16 protein-coding genes are annotated in these 18,599 nt (G+C 54.5%); 7 read left to right on the top strand and 9 right to left on the bottom strand.

The window, feature by feature from the left end; translation table 11 throughout:
• Positions 1–79: 79 nt before the first annotated feature.
• Complete coding sequence (locus AC3CB2_RS18465; RefSeq protein ID WP_075699125.1) at positions 80–448, bottom strand: VOC family protein; 369 nt, start codon at positions 446–448, stop codon at positions 80–82.
• Positions 449–561: 113 nt separating this feature from the next.
• Here AC3CB2_RS18465 and AC3CB2_RS18460 point away from each other — a divergent pair, with 113 nt between their 5' ends.
• The 3 genes from AC3CB2_RS18460 (at position 562) to AC3CB2_RS18450 (ending at position 4,249) form a co-directional block, all read left to right on the top strand.
• Positions 562–1,260, top strand: coding sequence for a helix-turn-helix transcriptional regulator (locus tag AC3CB2_RS18460; protein ID WP_352935920.1), 699 nt, complete (start codon positions 562–564; stop codon positions 1,258–1,260).
• A 208-nt stretch (positions 1,261–1,468) separates the two neighbouring features.
• A complete protein-coding gene (locus AC3CB2_RS18455) occupies positions 1,469–2,422 on the top strand; it encodes a TAXI family TRAP transporter solute-binding subunit (protein WP_352935922.1) in 954 nt (317 codons plus the stop codon).
• Positions 2,423–2,491: 69 nt separating this feature from the next.
• Positions 2,492–4,249 (top strand): TRAP transporter permease, encoded by a 1,758-nt coding sequence (locus tag AC3CB2_RS18450; protein ID WP_352935924.1) that lies wholly within the window; start codon positions 2,492–2,494, stop codon positions 4,247–4,249.
• Positions 4,250–4,323: 74 nt separating this feature from the next.
• On the opposite strand, the gene AC3CB2_RS18445 is transcribed toward AC3CB2_RS18450, so the two are convergent.
• Genes AC3CB2_RS18445 through AC3CB2_RS18430 form a run of 4 tightly spaced genes read right to left on the bottom strand, consistent with a single transcriptional unit; the run spans position 4,324 to position 9,486 of the window.
• A complete protein-coding gene (locus AC3CB2_RS18445; RefSeq protein WP_352935926.1) occupies positions 4,324–5,145 on the bottom strand; it encodes an inositol monophosphatase family protein in 822 nt (273 codons plus the stop codon).
• Positions 5,145–6,203: an ABC transporter ATP-binding protein gene (locus AC3CB2_RS18440; protein WP_008548949.1), complete on the bottom strand. Its 1,059-nt coding sequence runs from the start codon at positions 6,201–6,203 to the stop codon at positions 5,145–5,147. The genes AC3CB2_RS18445 and AC3CB2_RS18440 overlap by 1 nt, the downstream gene beginning before the upstream one ends.
• Complete coding sequence (locus AC3CB2_RS18435; protein WP_352935929.1) at positions 6,200–8,410, bottom strand: ABC transporter permease; 2,211 nt, start codon at positions 8,408–8,410, stop codon at positions 6,200–6,202. Before AC3CB2_RS18435 ends, AC3CB2_RS18440 begins: the two co-directional genes overlap by 4 nt.
• A 59-nt stretch (positions 8,411–8,469) precedes the next feature.
• Positions 8,470–9,486, bottom strand: coding sequence for an ABC transporter substrate-binding protein (locus AC3CB2_RS18430; protein WP_488389902.1), 1,017 nt, complete (start codon positions 9,484–9,486; stop codon positions 8,470–8,472).
• A 161-nt stretch (positions 9,487–9,647) separates the two neighbouring features.
• On the opposite strand from AC3CB2_RS18430, the gene AC3CB2_RS18425 reads away from it, so the two are divergent.
• Positions 9,648–10,676 (top strand): LacI family DNA-binding transcriptional regulator, encoded by a 1,029-nt coding sequence (locus AC3CB2_RS18425; RefSeq protein WP_352935932.1) that lies wholly within the window; start codon positions 9,648–9,650, stop codon positions 10,674–10,676.
• A gap of 6 nt (positions 10,677–10,682) precedes the next feature.
• Here the strand turns inward: AC3CB2_RS18425 and AC3CB2_RS18420 are convergent, their stop codons facing one another.
• Positions 10,683–11,696, bottom strand: coding sequence for an NAD-dependent epimerase/dehydratase family protein (locus tag AC3CB2_RS18420; protein WP_352935935.1), 1,014 nt, complete (start codon positions 11,694–11,696; stop codon positions 10,683–10,685).
• A 326-nt stretch (positions 11,697–12,022) separates the two neighbouring features.
• Here AC3CB2_RS18420 and AC3CB2_RS18415 point away from each other — a divergent pair, with 326 nt between their 5' ends.
• Positions 12,023–12,622 carry a flavoprotein gene (locus tag AC3CB2_RS18415; protein WP_352935938.1) on the top strand — a complete coding sequence of 200 codons (600 nt, stop codon included), beginning with the start codon at positions 12,023–12,025 and terminating at the stop codon, positions 12,620–12,622.
• 70 nt (positions 12,623–12,692) lie between these two features.
• Here AC3CB2_RS18415 and AC3CB2_RS18410 read toward each other — a convergent pair whose 3' ends face one another.
• The 3 genes from AC3CB2_RS18410 to AC3CB2_RS18400 all read right to left on the bottom strand — a co-directional run bounded on the left by AC3CB2_RS18410 (position 12,693) and on the right by AC3CB2_RS18400 (position 16,196).
• Complete coding sequence (locus AC3CB2_RS18410) at positions 12,693–13,223, bottom strand: DUF2938 domain-containing protein (RefSeq protein WP_352935940.1); 531 nt, start codon at positions 13,221–13,223, stop codon at positions 12,693–12,695.
• Between the two features lie 142 nt (positions 13,224–13,365).
• Positions 13,366–14,631, bottom strand: coding sequence for a vanadium-dependent haloperoxidase (locus tag AC3CB2_RS18405; protein WP_352935942.1), 1,266 nt, complete (start codon positions 14,629–14,631; stop codon positions 13,366–13,368).
• Positions 14,632–14,744: 113 nt separating this feature from the next.
• Complete coding sequence (locus AC3CB2_RS18400; RefSeq protein ID WP_352935945.1) at positions 14,745–16,196, bottom strand: SLC13 family permease; 1,452 nt, start codon at positions 16,194–16,196, stop codon at positions 14,745–14,747.
• Between the two features lie 289 nt (positions 16,197–16,485).
• Here AC3CB2_RS18400 and tsaA point away from each other — a divergent pair, with 289 nt between their 5' ends.
• Together tsaA and AC3CB2_RS18390 are read left to right on the top strand one after the other, a co-directional pair.
• The gene (gene tsaA, locus AC3CB2_RS18395; protein WP_008549072.1) at positions 16,486–16,920 is read left to right on the top strand and encodes a tRNA (N6-threonylcarbamoyladenosine(37)-N6)-methyltransferase TrmO; all 435 of its coding nucleotides are present in this window, start codon (positions 16,486–16,488) and stop codon (positions 16,918–16,920) included.
• 55 nt (positions 16,921–16,975) lie between these two features.
• Complete coding sequence (locus tag AC3CB2_RS18390; RefSeq protein WP_352935948.1) at positions 16,976–18,538, top strand: ABC transporter substrate-binding protein; 1,563 nt, start codon at positions 16,976–16,978, stop codon at positions 18,536–18,538.
• Positions 18,539–18,599 lie beyond the last annotated feature (61 nt).

Genomic DNA, 18,599 nt, shown 5'->3' with positions numbered 1-18,599 from the left:
GGGGACCTATGTATAAAGATTGCAATACCTGCATTCTCGCAGATAACCTGTTGAATTTACTCGTTTAGGAGAGCTTAATTCAGCTAAAGGCTTCGGTGAAAAAGATGAGTTTGTTTTTGTCCAGATCTCTCACATAAGCGGAGAAGTAGGGGCCGCGCTGGTTTGGTTCGCCTTCATCACTTCCGCCAAGCTCAATGGCCAGTTTGTGGAGCCGCTTGACTTCATCGGCAGAGCCTACCCCAAAGCCGACCATGGTGCCGTTTCCGTTTGTCGCGGGCTTGCCATCAATGGGCAGAGCGGTTGCGAAAGCGAACTCCTCGTTCTGCCAGTATGTGAGCCTGTCTGTTTCGGCAATGCGTTTTGGTCCAGCCTGCTCAAAGAGGGAGTCATAGAACTTTGTTGAGGCGTCACGGTCGTTGGTGCCTACTGTGAAATAACCAATTTTCATCCTGTGTTTCCTATGTGTTGTACTCAGGTCACCTCGACTTTATTGACAAATAGGACATTTAATGTCCTATTTTTTCGATGGCGCGCACAAATTCAAATGGCAGATTAAGACGGATGGAAATGCTGGCTGTTCAGCTGAAGCAAGAGGAGCTTTGCACGGTCAAAGATCTGGCGCTTCAGCATGAGGTCAGCGAACGGACGATCACCCGAGACCTTCAGCTGATGCGAGAGCAAGGCCTGCCCATTGATGCGGATCGCGGTCGTGGTGGCGGCGTTCGTCTGGACCGCAATTGGGGCGTTGGCCGGATGAACCTGGCTTACCCAGAAGCAGTCGATCTGCTGATCAGCATCGCGGTGGCGGAGCAGATGGACTCGCCCATGTTTCTGGCGAGCCTGGGGTCTGTCCGGCGGCAGCTGGTGGCGTCGTTCTCACCGGAAAAGCGGCATAAGGTGAATCGGCTGAAGGCGCGCATCCTGATTGGCTCCACAGCCTCCACCTATGTGCAGCGAACGATCAATCCGCCGCCCAAGCATGTCGTGCAAGCACTGCATCAGGCGTTCATTGATCAAGGTAGTTTGGTCATCAAGTACCAGCGTGAAGATCTGGCAGAATCCAAACGTACCATCGAACCGCACTACCTGATGCTCAATTATCCGGTTTGGTATGTGATCGCATTTGACCATCTGAGGAACGGGCCGCGGACATTTCGGGCAGACCGGATTTTATCTGCTGACATGACCGGAGAGCATTTTCGTCTGTTACCGAAGGATGCGTTTCAGGAGAATTTGGACAGAAACGGTCTCCTGATATGATTGCCCTGTCATTTAACGTAGGAACGCAGATTTCGCGTAAAAAACGCAAAACTGCGCAAAATCGCGCAAGCTGTTCGTTCTGTCATGCATTCATGAGAAAATTTCCGTCTCAGAGCGATGGTAAGCTGATCCCCCTACTTGAAAGACCTCATATACTCGATAAAATCTCTCAGCAATTTTAAGCATTTGTCGTTCCAGAGGATGATCCATGAAACTATTACATTCCTGCGTGGCTGCTGCAGCACTTGTCGCGTTTTCATTCAGTGCTCAAGCGGAAACCCGCGTTACTTATAAGTCAGCAAAAACCTCATCCTCTTATTACCAGATGGCGGTTCAGATTGCCGAAGCGATGAAGGAAGCTTCTAACGGGGATATCATCGTCACCGTTGAAGAAAGTCAGGGTTCTGTTCAGAACGTGATGGAAGCAGCCGTTCGTCCTGGCAACTACGTTTTCACCACTCCGCCAGTGCTGGTTAAGCTCGCCAAGGGCGGCAAGGCGATGTTTGAAAAGCGTGCCAATCCAAAGTTCGGTGAAATCCGCGCGCTGTTCCCAATCCCGTCTCTGACCATGCACTTTGTGGTTGGCGAAGACAGCGGCATTGAGAGCTTTGCTGACATGAAGGGTAAGAAAATCCTCATCGGTAAAGGCTCCTTTGGTGCAAAAGAAGGCGCTAAGTACCTGAAATTGTTTGGTCTTGAAGGTCAGGTGGAACTGGCAGATGTGGAACTTTCCAACGCAGTGCCTGCACTGAAAAACGGCCAGATTGATGGCTTTGTGACTGCAGGCTCCTATCCGGCACCAAACGTGATTGAAGCGGCTGCAGGGACTGGCGTGAATGTTCTGTCTCTTTCTGATGATCAGATCGCCCAGACCAAGCGCACCAAACTGGTGATCCCGGCTGGCACTTATGCTGGTCAGGATGCTGACATCACAACAACCTCTCTGCCAGTGGTGGCTTACACAACAACGCAGATGGATGATGATACCGCCTACGCGCTGACCAAGAGCTTCTGGGATCAGAAAGCAAAAATGGGCAAGGGCGCAGCATGGTGGAACGGCGTGGACAAGGATCTGCTGAGCAACATCAGCGGCAAGATCCATCCGGGCGCTCTGAAGTTCTACGATGAAGTTGGTTACACCATCACCGACGCACAGCGCTAAGCGCATTCATTTCATCAAACATTCAGGCCCGGAGTACACTTCGGGCCTTTCTCATTCTAGGTTATTTCGTTGAATAGAATTCACCGTTCCATCTGGCTGGTGCTCGGTCTGGCCACCGTGCTGTTTCATCTGGGTCTGATCTTCTCCGGTCTGGTTCCCAATCTGGTCAGCCGTCCTTTGCATATGGCACTGGCTTTGCCATGGGCGCTGATCCTGATGGCACGTAATCCCCTTGAAAAGGTGACGGGTTATGTGCTCACAGCCTTTGGTGTGTTTGCCGCTGGCTGGATTGCGTGGAACCACTCTGCCCTTGGCGATCAGTACGGCTATCTTATTGATGATTTTCAGGTTTATCTAGCTCTTGGCCTGCTGATTACGGTGCTTGAAATGGCACGGCGCGCCATCGGTTGGCCGCTGCCGCTGGTGGCTTTGATCGCGCTGGCCTATGGCATGTTTGGGCAACATATCCCCGGTGAGTTTGGCTACGCTGGCGTTCCGCTGGAGAGTTTCCTCGGCACGATGACCATTGCAGAAGGGGGATTATGGGGCAAGCTGACGGGAGTATCTGTCGGTGTCGTCGCGATCTTCGTGATCTTCGGTGCGTTCCTGAATGCCGGTGAAGCAGGCGCTGGATTCATGAATGTGGCCGCTGCCGCCGCTGGTAAGCTGAAAGGTGGAACGGCAAAAGTTTCAGTGATTTCATCGGCTTTGTTCGGTTCCATCTCCGGCTCTGCGTCTGCCAACGTGGCGTCTACCGGTGCAATCACACTGCCTGCCATGACCAAGCTGGGCTATCCGCGTGCACTTGCCGCCGCCGTGGAAGCTGTGGCTTCCTCAGGGGGACAAATCATGCCGCCGCTGATGGGGGCAGGGGCGTTTGTGATGGTGGAGCTGACCGGCGTGCCGTACACCGGCATTATGGCAGCTGCGATTTTGCCCGCATTCCTGTACTTTTTCGCGGTTTGGATGGGGATTAATGCCTTTGCCCGACGCTATGACCTGAAGGGACTGGCGCCAGAAGATCAGCCGGATACGCGCTCGGTTATCATCACGTCGCTGTTCTTCCTTGTGCCGTTTACGGTGCTGCTCTGGGCCATGTTCGTGCTGGGTTATACCCCTCAGTATGCGGCGTGCCTGTCCATTATGGTGGCTGTGGCGCTGCTGCTGATCGACAAGAACTTCAAGCTGGACCTGCGGAAAATCGGTGCGCGCTATGAGCAGGCGCTAATGAACTCCGGCAAACAGGTGGCGATGATCGCCTCGATTATCCTCTGTGCGTCCATCATCATCGGTACCCTTGGGGTGACGGGTCTTGGGGTGAAGATCACCTCACTTATCCTCTCCGGCTCCGGCGGTATGTTGTGGCCCGCACTGCTGCTGACAGCACTTGCCTGCATGGTATTAGGCATGGAAGTGCCAACAACGGCAGCCTATGTGATCTGCGTTTCCGTTGCTGGTCCGGCGCTGATTGATATCGGATTGGAGCCGCTGCAGGCGCACCTGTTCGTGTTCTGGTTTGCGCTCTTATCCACCATCACCCCTCCAGTTTGCGGGGCGGTGTTTATCGCCGCTGGGATGGTCAATGAGAACTGGCTGAAGGTGGCCTTGTTCGCCATGGCACTGGGGATCGGTCTCTATCTTATCCCATTGGGAATGATAGCAAATCCGACACTGATCACTCTGGTGAGCTCGCCGGCCTGGTCTCTGCTGGCAATGGTGAAAGTGGGGCTCGCGCTCTCTGCGATTTCTTATGGCGTGATTGCGCCGTTCTCACCACTTATCCGCGGTGGGCTGATCGGTGGCGGCGGGGTGCTGCTGTTCATCTGAGCACAAAAAAAACAGGCGCTGCTCTGGGTGAACAGCGCCTGCAAGTTTTGCTAACTCATTGACTACTCGGGAGATTAGGCGAACTGAGTTAGATTGGTGAGGTCCAGAACCTCATCGAAAACCTGTGGGGCAGCGCCCAATACAGGATACGGGGCGCTTGGGTTCTCAGCGACCGGAAATGGGAGAATTTTTCCGCCAGCCTCGATGATTAGGCAGTATGCAGCCATGCAGTCCCAGGCAGACATGCGCGGCTCAACGTAGCCAACCAAGCGCCCCGCAGCGACCCATGCCAACATTAATGCACCGGAGCCATAACGAGTGTAGCTCACGCCTGCGGACATAAGGTCTTCGAACATTTTACCGACCTGCGCAGGTGCCACGCGATCATTCGCGCCCACGCCCAGCATGCCGGTCTGCAGGTTAAATCGATCGGTCACCCGCACAGGGGAACCGTTGAGAGTGGTGCCTTTGCCGCGCATGGCCGCAAAGCGCTCCTTGAGGACCGGAACATCGATGATGCCGATGGCGGCACCGTCTTTGTCCATGACGGCGATGCACACGCACCACCCTGGTAAGCCATTGAGAAAAGGAGCAGTTCCGTCAATTGGATCGATGACCCAGGTGTAGCCGGTTGTTCCTTCCACGAAGCCGAACTCCTCACCGAGCAACGCATCCTCAGGGAAGTGCTCTGCGATCAGACCGCGGATTTTCTGCTCCACGGCCTTGTCAGCTTCTGAAACGACATCCTGAGGATGCCGCTTCGTGTCGATGTTCAGATCACCACGATTGGCGAAGTGTTCAAGCGCGAGCACTGACGCTTCATCAGCCATTTTCTGGGCTGCGTTGAAGCGTTTTTCCAGCTCTGCAGCTTGGTCTAGAACGGCATCTGTCAACATTACTTACCGCCAATCAGTGCAAGACCACGTGCATCAAAATCGATGCCAACAGAGGTTCCGTTGCCGAGCAGTTCATCGGTGTTGTTGTCAATCACGAACAGCTGACCAAGATCGCTGAGCACCTCGTACTGGAAGTGATCCCCCAGATAAGCCGCGCTCTTGATCTTACCGGTCAGACCACCGTTCACTTCTTTGCTCAGCTTAATGGAGTTCGCACGCGCTGCCAGCTTACCTTTGCCAACGCTATGGTTCCTGCTGCGCAGGTCAAAGCCTTTGCCACCAACAACAACATTCGCGGTGTCTGCATTCACGCTGCTGATGTCACAGTCGAGAATGTTTGCTTCGCCGATAAAGTCAGCAATGAACTCGGAAGCTGGGCTCTCGTAGAGCTCATAAGGCGTGCCGTCCTGCTCGATGATACCGTCGCGCATCACAACGATACGGTCGGAAACTGCAAGCGCTTCTTCCTGGTCGTGTGTTACGTAAACGGCTGTGAAATCAAGGCGCTGCTGGATTTCACGGATCTCGGTACGCACCAAACGGCGCAGGCGGGCGTCCAGGTTGGAGAGTGGCTCATCAAGCAGCAGAACCTGCGGCTCCAGAACGAGCGCACGCGCCACAGCCACACGCTGCTGCTGACCACCGGAAAGCTCGGAAGGAAGACGCGGTGCCTTTTCCCGGAGGCCAACAAGATCCAGCCCTTTCAGAGCCATCTCTTCTGCATCTTTGAAGCCGCTGGACTCCAGACCGTACTTCACGTTCTCCAGCACAGTCATATGTGGGAACAGGGCGTAGGACTGGAACACCATGGAAACGTCACGCTGGTTTGGTGGAAGACGGGTAACGTCATCCCCCCCAATCATGATGCGACCAGATGTTGGGGTCTCCAACCCTGCAATCATACGCAGGGTTGTTGTCTTGCCACATCCGGATGGCCCCAGAAGGGTTACCAGCTGGCCCGGTTCAATAACCAGATTGAGATCCGGGATTGCAGTAAAGTCGCCGTAGTTTTTGCCGACATTTTCGAAGCGGACCTGACCAAATTTTGCATGTGTCATGCTGCGGCTTCCTTCAGTTTACCCTGAGCAGGAGATTTTTGAGTAGTTTCTGGACGACGGAGTTTTCTTTCACCCACCAGAAGCTGGAAGATGAGAATGACGGTGACCATCACGAAGATGAGGACGGAGCTGTAGGCAATTGCCACGCCGTATTCGCCGTTTTCAACCAGACCGACCACATAGGCCGTCGCCATGTTGTATTTTGCGCTCACAAGGAAAATGACCGCAGAGATGGATGTGATTGCACGCACGAAGCTGTAAACCAGTGCCGCCTGAATGGCTGGACGCAGCAGCGGCAGGATCACTTTCTTCAGCGTGCGGGCACTGTTTGCACCCAGTGTCAGGGATGCTTCATCCAGGTTCTTATCCAGCTGGGACATCGCTGCCACACCGCCGCGTACGCCCACAGGCATGTTGCGGAACACGAAGCAGAAGATCAGGATCAGAGCTGTACCGGTCATCTGCAGCGGCGGCAGGTTGAACGCGAGGATGTAGCTGATACCAATCACGGTGCCCGGAATTGCAAAGCTCATCATCAGGCCAAATTCAAAGGCGGATTTGCCTGGGAAGTCCTGACGAACGATGAGCCATGCGGACAGGATGCCAACTGCGGCAGTCAAAGGAGCTGCTGCAAGAGCGATCCACATTGTGGTCCAGAAGCTATTCCACGCAACACCGGTGAAGGCAAAGCCATTTTCGAACGAGATGGAGAATGCGGTGATGTAGTGCGCCAGCGTCACGCTGTGGTCCAGACCCCAGACTTTCACGAAGCCACCGAACAGGATCAGGCCGTATACAGCTACAGTGAACAGGCTCCATAGAGCAACGATTGTGCCGACTGGGATAGAGATACGCTTTGGCAGTTTCGCATAGCGGCCACCATCGCCCTTACCGGTTACTGTCGCGAAGTTACGCTTACCAAGCCACATACGCTGCGCAAAGAACGCGGAGAGTGTGAAGCCAAGCAGGATGATCGCCAGAACGGCTGCACGGGATGGATCGCTCTGTGCACCAACAACCGCGAAGAAGATTTCAGTTGAGAGCACACCGCCGTTGCCGCCCAGAACCATCGGGTTGCCGAAGTCAGCCATGGACTCGATGAAGCCGATCAGGAAGGCGTTTGCCAGACCCGGTGCCATCAGCGGCAGGGATACTTTGCGGAAGGTTCTCCAGCGGCCAGAACGCATGGTCTGACTTGCTTCTTCCAGTGACGGGCTGATGCCTTCAACAACGCCAACCAGAACGAGGAAGGAGATTGGAGTGAAGCTGAGCATCTGCGCAATCCAGATGCCTGGCAGACCGTAAATCCAGCGGCCCAGCTCAAGTCCGGTTGCAGCTTCAATAGCTTCAGTCACAAAACCTGTACGGCCCAGCATCAGCGTCAGGGACAGACCAATCACGAATGGAGGGGTGATGATTGGCAGGATGCTGAGGATGCGCAGACCTTTGCGGAATGGCATCTGCGTACGTGTTACGATCAGCGCGAAGGCAAGACCCAGCAAGGTAGAGCCAGCAGCTGTCGCAAGAGCAAGGAACAGTGTGCGCCACGCGATGCCACAGGACTTGCCAGCCAGACAGCCGAGTGACCAGATCTGCGGATCAACGATGTTGCGGGCCACACCATCTGTCGAGAAGTTGCCGCGGAAGTCCTGAAAGGCGCCGGCGAACATAGACAGAATTGGATAGAAAACAAAGGTCGCTACAAGCAGGATCAAAAGGGAGACGGCAGTCAGAACGATCGCGTCGCCTTTGAGAGCGCCCTTTTCAGCAAGACCAAATGAAATGAAAGTGGTGAATGTGAGAGCAAGAAGAACCGCACCGGCACCGAACGCAGGCTGACCATCTACCTGGCCAAACATTGCCTCCAGCACGCTCCAGTTCCAGCCGCGCAGGCCGATGGAGAGACCTTCCAGCACCATCCAGAACAAGCCCAGAGCACCGATCATGGCAATGGTTTTGCCACGGCGACCCGGCTTAGCCTTCAAGCGCAGATAACCTGCAGCACCAACAAGAACAAACACTGGGAGCAATTGCAGCTTTCCAAGGAAAAGCTGGAAAAAGCCCGGCCAATAGCGCTCTTTGCTCAGGAAATCCAGAACCCATTCGCCGCCAAAAAAGCCGCTGCGAATGTGGAACCAAGGCAATATAAACAACCCAAGGACGCCGCATATGAGTGCGAGGTCCAGCCGACGATTTTCATTTGTCATTTGGAAAGAACCAGATTTTTTGGGGAAACGGGGCAGGCTTCAGCCCGCCCCGATCTCAATCAGTTTGCAGCAGCGCCAACTTCCATGTCCCAGCGTGCCAGCAGGTTTCTGCGGCGGTCGCTGCTTCCGTATTCAGCAAAATCGTAGTCGATCAGACGTACATTTTCGAGCTTCGGAGCTGCTTCTGGCTGAGTAGAACCCTTGTTGGATGGGATCTGGTAGGAACCAGTTTCAGCCATCAGGTTCTGTGCTTCTGGAGTGAGCACCCAATCGTAGAATACTTTTGCAGCATCTGGGTTTGGCGAACCATCGATGAGAGACATGGAGCCGATTTCGTAACCGGTGCCTTCACATGGCGCGACAACCTCGATTGGGAAGCCTGCTTCTGCCTGCTTTACAGCGTCGTGCATGAACACGATGCCGAGGCCTGCTTCACCGCGGGCTGCAGCCTTAACAGGTGCGGAGCCAGACTTGGTGTACTGTGAAACGTTCTTGCCCAGAGCCAACAGGTATTCGAAGGCTTCTTCTTCACCCATCAGCTGAACGAGAGTAGCAAGCGCGGTGTAAGCAGTGCCGGAAGAGTTAGGATCTGCAATAGAGATCTCACCCTTCAGAGCAGGGTTGAGCAGGTCAGACCAGCACTTAGGACCTTCAATGCCCTTTTTCGCGAGGATCTCTTTGTTGTAGCCCCAGCCAAGTGCGCCGGAGTACACGCCTACAGTGCGGTAGCCAGAAGTTTCTGCCTGAGCAACAGCCCATGGAAGAAGTTCTTCAAGCATTGGCGACTTGTAAGCCACTGAGAGCTGATCGTTTGCTGCCTGCAGATGCGGATCACCGGTACCACCCCACCATACGTCCGTCTGCGGATTGCGAGCTTCTGCACGGATCTTTGCATAAGCTTCACCTGAAGAAAGACGGATCATGCTGACGTCAGTACCTGTCTTTTCTTCAAACTTTGCTGCGAGCTTTTCACAAAGTGCGTTGTCAGCAGAACAGATCATGCTCAGTTCATCTGCTGAAGCCGCGCTTGCACCTGCACCCACAATAAGGGTTGCACCCAACAAAGCTGTCTTAATGGATTTCATAATAACTCCTCCCAAACACGTTGTGTACACGTGTACATAATATAGTCGGCTAAATTTTTGCAATGTCAACTTTATTCCAAGAAAGACTAATTTATTTTATGGATATTTCCTGATATGGAGATGCAACCGTGTACAAAAATCAGCGAAATTTGATGTCGGAAAAAGTGTCTTCAAGAAAGCAGCAGGTCAGGGCTGAGGACGTGGCGCGCCACGCAGGTGTCTCCCGTGTTTCAGTGTCCAGAACCTTCACTCCGGGGGCCAGTGTTTCCGCCGCTACACGCGCTAAGGTATTGAAATCCGCAGAAATACTAGGGTACCGCGTAAACCGCCTTGCAAGCAGCCTCAACCGCTCTGAGAGTGGCATCGTGGCGCTCATCGCAGCCGAGATTGATACGCCGCACCGCTCTGCGATGATCGCTGAACTCTCTGACAAGCTACAGGCCGCTGGCAAGGTAACAATGCTTATCAACACCAGTGGATATGAGGAGCGTGTGAAGGATGCTTTGCTGCAAGCAATCAGTTTTCGCACAGAAGCAGCGATCATTTTGTCTGGTGCACCGGACCCCTCCTTAGCCGACACATGTTTTAGCAATGGCATGAAGCTGGTGTTGATCAACCGTGAGGAAGACTTCCCCGGTTCTCTGCAGATTGGGCCAGATAACAGAGCTGCTGGTAAGACCGCGCTGAAGGCTCTTTTGCGTGCAGGATGCAAGCGAATCGCCCTTGCAAACTCCGCAAACGCGACCTGGAGCATTCTTGAACGCCAGAAAGGCTTTGTGGATGCAGCTGAAGAAGCTGGGGTTGAGGTTCTGAGCGAAGTGGGCGGCCTCACGTCCTATCAGGCCGGTCTGGAACTGGGCACTGCACTGCTGGATAGGGAAGACCGTCCTGATGGCATTTTCTGTACAACTGACCTGATTGCCTGCGGTGTGATTGATGCTGCACGTCAACGGTTTGGCCTACGCACACCAGACGATCTTTCTGTCATCGGCTTTGATGATATCGCGCAGGCAGAGTGGGAAGGGTACGATCTGACCACCTTCGCGCAGCCAACGGATCAGATCATCGAGAAGTGTCTTGAATGGTGCACTACAGAGCAGCCAGACACCGAAACGGTGAAACTGCCTGCCAAGTTTGTTTGGCGCAACAGCGTACAGAAAGCACGCATCCCGTTGAAGTAAGAGAGATCAGGCTTGCGGCGCGAGCCTGACATGCTCGTAGGCCTCATAAAACTCGGCGAACATCTGCTGAATGCCTCGCAGCGGAACTCCAAGGCTGTCGCGCTTGCTGAAGTCAAAGCGTGTCGGTGGTTCCGGGTCTTTGCCAAGCGGGGCAGGGAGTGCTTCCAGCGGCACGTACTCCGCAATCTCCTGATAAATCCGTGCCCAGCTCCAGCTTCCGCTGAGCGCAAAGTATCGGCCTGCTGCCTTTGGGTTCTCCAGTGCTGCCATAGACATCTTCGCCAGATCATCTGGTGAGGTCAGCGACATGGAGCCTGCTGGAACTGTGCTGTGCCAACCAGTTTTGCCGTGACGCAGTTTTGCAAGAAAACTGAGAACATGGCCTTTCAGGTGAGACGGCAAAAGCGGAGCACCCACCATCATGCTTGGCAAAAACGTACAAAGCCGCATGCCATGCTCTTCAGTGAAGGCTTCTGCGGTTGCCTCCATCACGGTCTTTTGGGCCTGAGCATATTTCCTCTGCTTGATCTGCATCTCAGCGTCAGAAATGTCTCTGTCCTCGTGCTTTTCAAAGGACGGTGTGGCTGGCTCTGCAGAAGCGGTGCTGGAGCAAAGAACAGCAGTCTTTGCGCCTTGTCTCTGCGCCGTGTTCAGGATACCCAAGCAGGCTTGCTCAGCTGGGCGAATGATCTCGCTCATGCCGCGCTCGCGGTCTAGTTCGGCGGCAGGTGTTCCATCCGCTCCATGTTTGAGCGTTGGAATGCAGGCGATGAACACCGCCTCAGCTTGCGTTAAAGGCGCATCAAAACTCTCAGGCTCTGAGGTGTCTGCTGAAAACAGGTGAAGCCGTTCTGCTGCGCCGGGCAAGCGCATTAAACCGCTGACTTTATCGAGCTGGGAGATGTCGCGCAGGGTGCCGTTGACACGGTAGCCGCGAGCTAGGGCTTCCTTGACCATATAGGCTCCGGCCAAACCGCTGGCGCCTGCAATGCAAATGGTTTTGACTTCCGCTTTCGACATCAAACCCTCCAGATCCAGCAGCCCTGCGGCTCTTGTTGAGCGGAACTGTGCCAGCACTACATTCTCATTGCACATCGGAAGTTCTGAGGCTGGGTATCAGAATTGCTGAGGGCTCGTCCTCAAGAAACCTGAGGAGAGCAATTCAAAGAAACAATTGGAATATCCCGCCTGATTTGAGGTCATCTGGCCCCAGAAAAAAGACACCGCGCGATGAGCTGGCTGAGCTGTACAACAACCTCCCCTAGGGTTCAGCAGACTCCGCAATGACGCCAATCGCGCGGGACCTCCATCATTTTGAAATGAATTTCTACAGAGAGGATATTTCCATGGTCACCAATGAGACACCCGACAAGGCCCGTATTTTGATCGGTGCCAGTGCATCTCTGGATGCAACACTACTGCCCAACTATCTGCGTGAAATCAAGAATTCGATTGATTGCTCGCTCACTGCCATGTTCACCCCCAATGCCATCAACTTTGTGAACATGGACAGCATCGCGCTGTTTGTGGACCGGGTGATATGCGGTGATAACCCAAAGGACTGGGCGACAGACAAGCCAGGCCGAATTGCAGCGGAGCACGACATTCTCGCCGTCATGCCAGCCACTGCGAACACGCTCTCTGCCGTAGCGCATGGTTCTTCCCTGAACCGCCTGACCACAGTCATTCTGGCAGCCGAGTTCCCTGTGCTGTTCTTCCCGGTTATGGGCGGTCCAATGTGGAAGAAGGCCTCTGTAAAACGCAACGTGGCGCAAATCCGTGAGGATGGCTATGAGGTGTGTGATCCGGTATGGCGGGAGAACTTTGACCCGCATATGGGCAAGATCCACGGCCACCAGTCGCTGCCTGATCCTGAAGTGGTGGTGGAGCAGATCAAAAAGCACCTGCCACAGTATCAGGTGCGCAGAGAGCTTGAGCTCAGTTAAGCGCTGAACCTAACCAGCAAAAAGCCCGCCGCTCCGAAGAACGGCGGGCTTTCTCGTGATCCTGAAACTATCAGGATGCGGAGGAAACAGGGGTCTCAACTGGTTTGAAAACCTTGGTTTGAATCCAAAACGCCACGTACATTCCCAGTCCGAATGAGAAATGCGTCATCAGGCTCTTCAGGCGAGCAAAGTCCGGGTTTGGACGGTTGGATGCCATAATGCCCGCGCCCAATGCTGGCTGCATGACGAAGAACGGAAACACGATCATGGCAACGCCGAACAAAATGGTCAGGATCAAAGAGGGTTTCTGTAGCTGATGCGTGCCGAAGATCATCACAAACGCGGCCACGAAAATAACGCCGATGATGTAATGTGCTGTCCAACCAATGGCGCTTTCTCCTGCAATGGGAGCGGCCCGGCGGATGCTTTCGTGCATGAACTGCCCATCCAGCATATGCCCCATCCAGCGGCCCACGACCGAGAAGTTGCTCTGCGGGATGCCAAAAAGGCTATCTGCTGCTACGGCCCAGATATCCATGAAGAGCGTGGCGCCAATGCCAACAAAGAGAATGCGGAGTGCTAAACCTGTTCGATTTTCCATAGTACCTGTTCCTTTAGATCTGCGGGTGCTTTGCCGGAAGTGGCGCTTGCATGTGCTCCCTTTTCTGGGGTGATAAAAAAAGCAGGCCGCGAGGGGATTGGAGTGCGGCCTGCGAGTGCAAGCTAAGTCAGGAGGAGCTGACTTAGCGGCTGCTTGCACATTTGTTTGTTGCGTTGATTGGTTTCAGCGGTTGCAGAGCCGTTTCAGCCACATAGGAGCCGATCTGGTAGCCCAGCATGTCGCCTACAGCGTTGGAACGGCGGTAGTGAACACCACCCAGTACGCGGGACTCTGACTCTTCCTCTGCAAATTGCTGGAAGCTGACATAGTCCTTGGAAAGGCCACCCTTGCCGTTGAAGGTGAAAGCCATTTCACCGTCGCCAAAGACAGATTCCAGAACCTCCTGAGCCGCACTGCCACTGGTGCAGTGCTGGCATGGATATTCAGGATGCATCGGTGCAGGAACCAGTGAGCTCCACTCCATATTGGTCTTCAGAGTTGGGTGCTTGTAGGTCTTGCCCAGAGCTTCCATAGCTGTCTGCGGACGCCACAACGCGTACTCATATTTTGCGTTGAAACCAGCCACCAGTGCGTCTGTTAAAGCCAGGTTGAGAAGCGCGAGGGTGCGGGCTTCTTCCAGCATGGACAGATCGCAAGACGCACTGCTTTTGCGAGCAATCTGGTTCCAAGCACCGGAGCCGGACCCCGCATGAAGCTTGGCGATGAAGACGTTCTCTTCGTTGGTCTGTGTTTCCTTGCCACCCAGCTCAACCACTTCGCTCAAACCGCGCTGATACTGCATGCTGTCCAGCGCTGGTGGCGGCGGCACGCGGAAGTGAGTTGCGGAAGCCAGGACAAATGGTGTCATCTCGCGGATCTTCGGAGCCACCATCTCGCGTGTGGAGGTGCGCTGATAGACGCCAGCTTCTGCCGGACCCGGAGTGTACTCGGTCGAAAAGTCGGCGTTGTCTGATGCGCGTGTAGCCAGAATTTGCTCAGCAACCGCTTGCCCCAATGCCATGCCGGACTGTGGGTTCTTCAGGTTTGCGAGGCGTTGCTTGGCAGCGGCCAGCAACTCGTCTCTGCGCTCTGGCATCAAGGTGGAGAGCACATGAACGGCAGCCTGGGTCACAGCTGCTTCTGCGGATGCATCCGGGTTGTTTGGACCGGTGTATGCATATGGGGTGTAGATGCCTTCGACTGCGTTTGCTGCGTCGAACATGGCGGTATGCAGAATAGCCAGTGTGCGCTGACGTTTGGCGCCCGGCCATTTCTCAGCGTTAAACAGTTCAATGGCGGTGCCTTGCCAGTCGGCAGCCAGTTCCGCCTTGGCGGCTCCGCCGGTAATCACAAGCGCCAGAGCGCCGCTGTAAGCAATTGTCTTCAACCATGTAAATCGGGTGGTCATACTAAAACCTCGCAATTTGAAAACGGCTATAGCTAGGGATGGAAATTCACTTTGCACAAATCGAAAGAATGGAAGGCGGGCCTCAGAATTTGTGTGGGCCCGCCTGCCGAGACCTAAAGAAAACCGAGCAGGTACCACCACATCAGATCGATGGGGACGAGCAGGAACAGGCTGATGACAAACAGCGTCAGGCACAGCTTGATCACGGCCTTCGGTGGCAGGTTGCCAACCTGAATGGCAGCCACCAGTGGAGGGGCCTGAAATGGCAGGAACACGTTGGAAAATGCCATCACCTGCGTCATCAAAACGGTCTGCAAAGGAAGGCCTGTCGCCTCTGCCAGATCACCTGCAACCGGTGTCATCACAGCAGGTACGCCCGGCAAGTTTGTTGCCATAGCAACCAGTGTGGACAGGCCGGTGAGGACGGAGAGGTTCCAGACTGGGCTGTCCTCAGAGAACCCTGCTTGTCCGCCAATGGTCTGAACGATTGCTTCTCCCAGACCGGCGACGGAGATCACCGCACCTAATCCCATAATACCTGCCACGAACATCAAAGAGCCGTAGCTGAGATCCTGATTGATGCAGGTTTTGGAGGTCAGCTTCGCATTTGGCCAGAAGCACGCCAGCGCTGCAGCAAGACCAACCCAGGCCGGACCAATCGGGTGCAGGCTATCCGTTAGCCAGAACAGCAGGCACAGCGCCAGAATGATCATCAATCGCCGTTCCTGCACACTAACCGGCGTTGCTTCCTCCGGATCCTCATGGGCGTCTTCAGGCAGTTTGTCCGGGAAGAGGACCAGCGTCAGCCCGATCAGAATGAGAGACTTGAGGATACCCAGAACAGGGAAGTTCAGGCGCAGATAGTCCCAATAGGAAATGCTGAGGTCGTAAAGGCTCTCACTCATCCCCGCGAGGATCATGTTGGGGGCGTTGGCCGGCAGGATTGTGAAGGCCGGTGCAAAGGTCGCAAACGCCGCTGCGCAGAGCATGCCGGTGCGTCCGTTGGAGCCGGGTTTGAACCCGATCTGAGCGGCAAGGGCTGAGATCACCGGCAACAGGATCATGATGCGGCCAATGGAGGAGGGCACCACAAATGCCAGCGCCACACTGAAGGCCACGATGCTGGAGATGAGCCCCGCATAACTGTTGAGCGGCAACCGCATCAGCAAAACGGCAGCGCGCTTATCAAGCTTGGTGTGCTTGATGGAGGCGCCGAGCACGAGGCCAGCAAACAGCAGCCAGAAGGTGGAGGTTTGAAAGCCGGAGAACACCACATCCGGCGGCGCGATGCCTATGACAATCGCCACGAAGAAGAAGGCAAGTGCCGTCCAGTATTCCGGCACCACGCCCGTGGCCCAAAGACCCAGACAGCCAACGGATAAGACCGCAGCAACGATCATACCTGCAGGCAGATAGGCGGAGGCAAGAAAGCCAGCAAGCGTTGCGGCAATGGCGACGCCAATGAACTGCCAGGTCTGCTTGTTGTTAAAGGGGGATTTGACGGTCTCCGGTGCAGGTTGAAGGCCGGAGGCCGGCTGCGGGTTGTGCTGGGTGTGATCTGTCATAGCGACCTGTGATTCTGAGTTAATCCTAATGAGGTGCCAGAACTATGTTTTTTGCCGCTGCCAATAATCCAATCGATTTATCAGAGGCATAGCCTCAGCATTTTCGAATATGCTGATCAAGGACGCCTCAGAAATTCTGAGGTAGGCTATCGGATAAATCGAATTTACTCGGATATCGTCTCCAAGTATCGATCTGGTGTTGAGGCGGGCTTTGGCTTTGGGGGCGTTAAGTGTTTAATTTTGCAACCTATTACGGCTTCAAAAAATGAGTAATCAGCAAGAGATCTCTATGTCTTCCAGCATTTCCCTGAACCCGGTTGGTTTCATCCGAACGGGATTTTCAGAGGTGCGCCAATGTCCAAAATCTAGCAGACGTAATCCTGACCAATGTCAGCTGGAAATCTCCTCACCTTATGCGGATGCGCTTTTGAACATCACCATGGCCTCCCATCTTTGGGTGCTGTACTGGCTGCATCATTCTGACGGGACTGCTCTGATCCGGCGGCCCCGTGGAGATGAAGCGGCCCGTGGTGTTTTTGCCAGCCGTTCACCCAACCGTCCCAACCCAATCGGGCTCAGTGCGGTTGAATTGATCAGACGGGACGGCAACGTTTTGACGGTGAGTGGAATGGATTGTGTTGATGGCACGCCTATTCTGGACCTGAAACCTTATGTCCCCATAGAAGACCACCAGCCAACTGCGCAGATTGCGTGGCAGCCATGATCAGGAACCTGAGGATGCGCATGTTGCCGTGCGTCCCGCTCAGAAAGTCTGAGACATGCACCTTATCCATCAACCCCTCGTGCGCGTTGCTGCCGCGACCCTCGCAGCTTTATTGCTGACCCTTGCAGCGGCTATGGCCGGACCCGTTGGCCAGCTCGTGATCACCGATGCCCGTGGCGACCGTGGTATGTTGGCGCCCTACATTCATGGCAAAAACGGCATCGGGTATCTTTACACCACCTACGTTTTTGACAGTCTGCTGAGCCAGAAGAAAGACGGGGATGTGACACCCGCTCTGGCCAAACGCTGGACCATTTCCCGCAATGGCCTCATCTGCGATATCTATATCGACTTGCGTGCCCATTGGCATGATGGAGAGCCGGTAACAGCAGAAGATGCTGCGTTTACCTTCAGCTATATGCAGGAACATCCTTATGTTTTTGCAGATGTGAGGAATGTGAAGGAGGCGAAAGTACTCTCTCACGATCACCTGCGTTTACAGCTCAAAAAACCGGATGCCGGATTACTGACTGGTATGCTGCTTTCCATGCCTGTTCTGCCTAAACATGTGTATGCAGACATTGCAGAACCGCAGCGCTTTGCTGAGCCAGAGGCTGTGATCGGGAGCGGTCCATACAAGCTGGCGGACTACAACAAGGCGCAGGGGCGCTATGTGCTGGAAGCGAATGCTAACTATTACCTCGGCACGCCTAAGTTCAAGCGCATTGCAATTGTGAAGATGGCGACGGACGCCGCACTTCGTGCAGCCAAGGCCGATGAGATTGATATCATCTCCTACCTGCCACCGGAGCGGCTGGAGCAAGCCGAAAAGAGTGGCCTCAATGTCGTAAAAGCGTTTAGCAATCACTCAGTTCGCTTAGGCTTTAATCATGCGGGTCGGTTTGGAAACAAAGACCTGCGTCACGCCATAGCTTACGCCATCAATCGGCCAGCACTGATCTCGACGGCTTATCAGGATACAGCAGATGTGGCTGATACTGGCTTCTTTCAGGAAGCATCGCCCTGGCACTCTGATGATGTTCATCCGCCGTATGCCTTCAGCCCACGCAAAGCAGCAGATTTGCTGACAGCACAGGGATGGGTCCGCGCAGAAGATCAGCTTTGGTACATGGATGGCGAGCAGGTTGTTTTGCGCGTGCTGGCCAGCAAACGAGAGACCAAGGCGGCAAAGGTTTTGGCAGAACAGCTGGAGACCTTCGGCATCAAATTGGATGTACGCATCATGGAGCGCGCGGCTTTGCAGGACAGTCTGAGCGAAGGCAACTATGATCTGGCGCTTTATGCGTCCAGTACCCTTGGTGACCCAAACGGCATTCTGCGCCGCGTTTTTGGAAAGAAGTGGGCAAGTGACAGGTATTCCGGCAAAAAGCTGAGAGCGCTTGCGGATGCCCAATCCGTAGCGACCTCTCGCCAGCAGCGTCAGGACATTCTGAATGAGTTTCAAGAGGTCTACTCGCAGGAGCTGCCAGCCTATGCCATCGCCAATCCGTACATGGTGACAGCGTATAACGACAAGCTTTCCTCTCTTGAGTTCATGCCGGGCGGCGTCGCGATTGGCGTGCCTTCGGCTTTGCATAAATCCTATCTGGTTGACTGACCAGCTTGGTTCACCCAACGCCAGCTGCCTTTGTGCAGCTGGCAAAAGGCAAACATAAAAC

The organism is Pseudovibrio sp. SCP20, from assembly GCF_057774105.1.
This window is presented reverse-complemented; position numbering and strand designations above follow the sequence as displayed.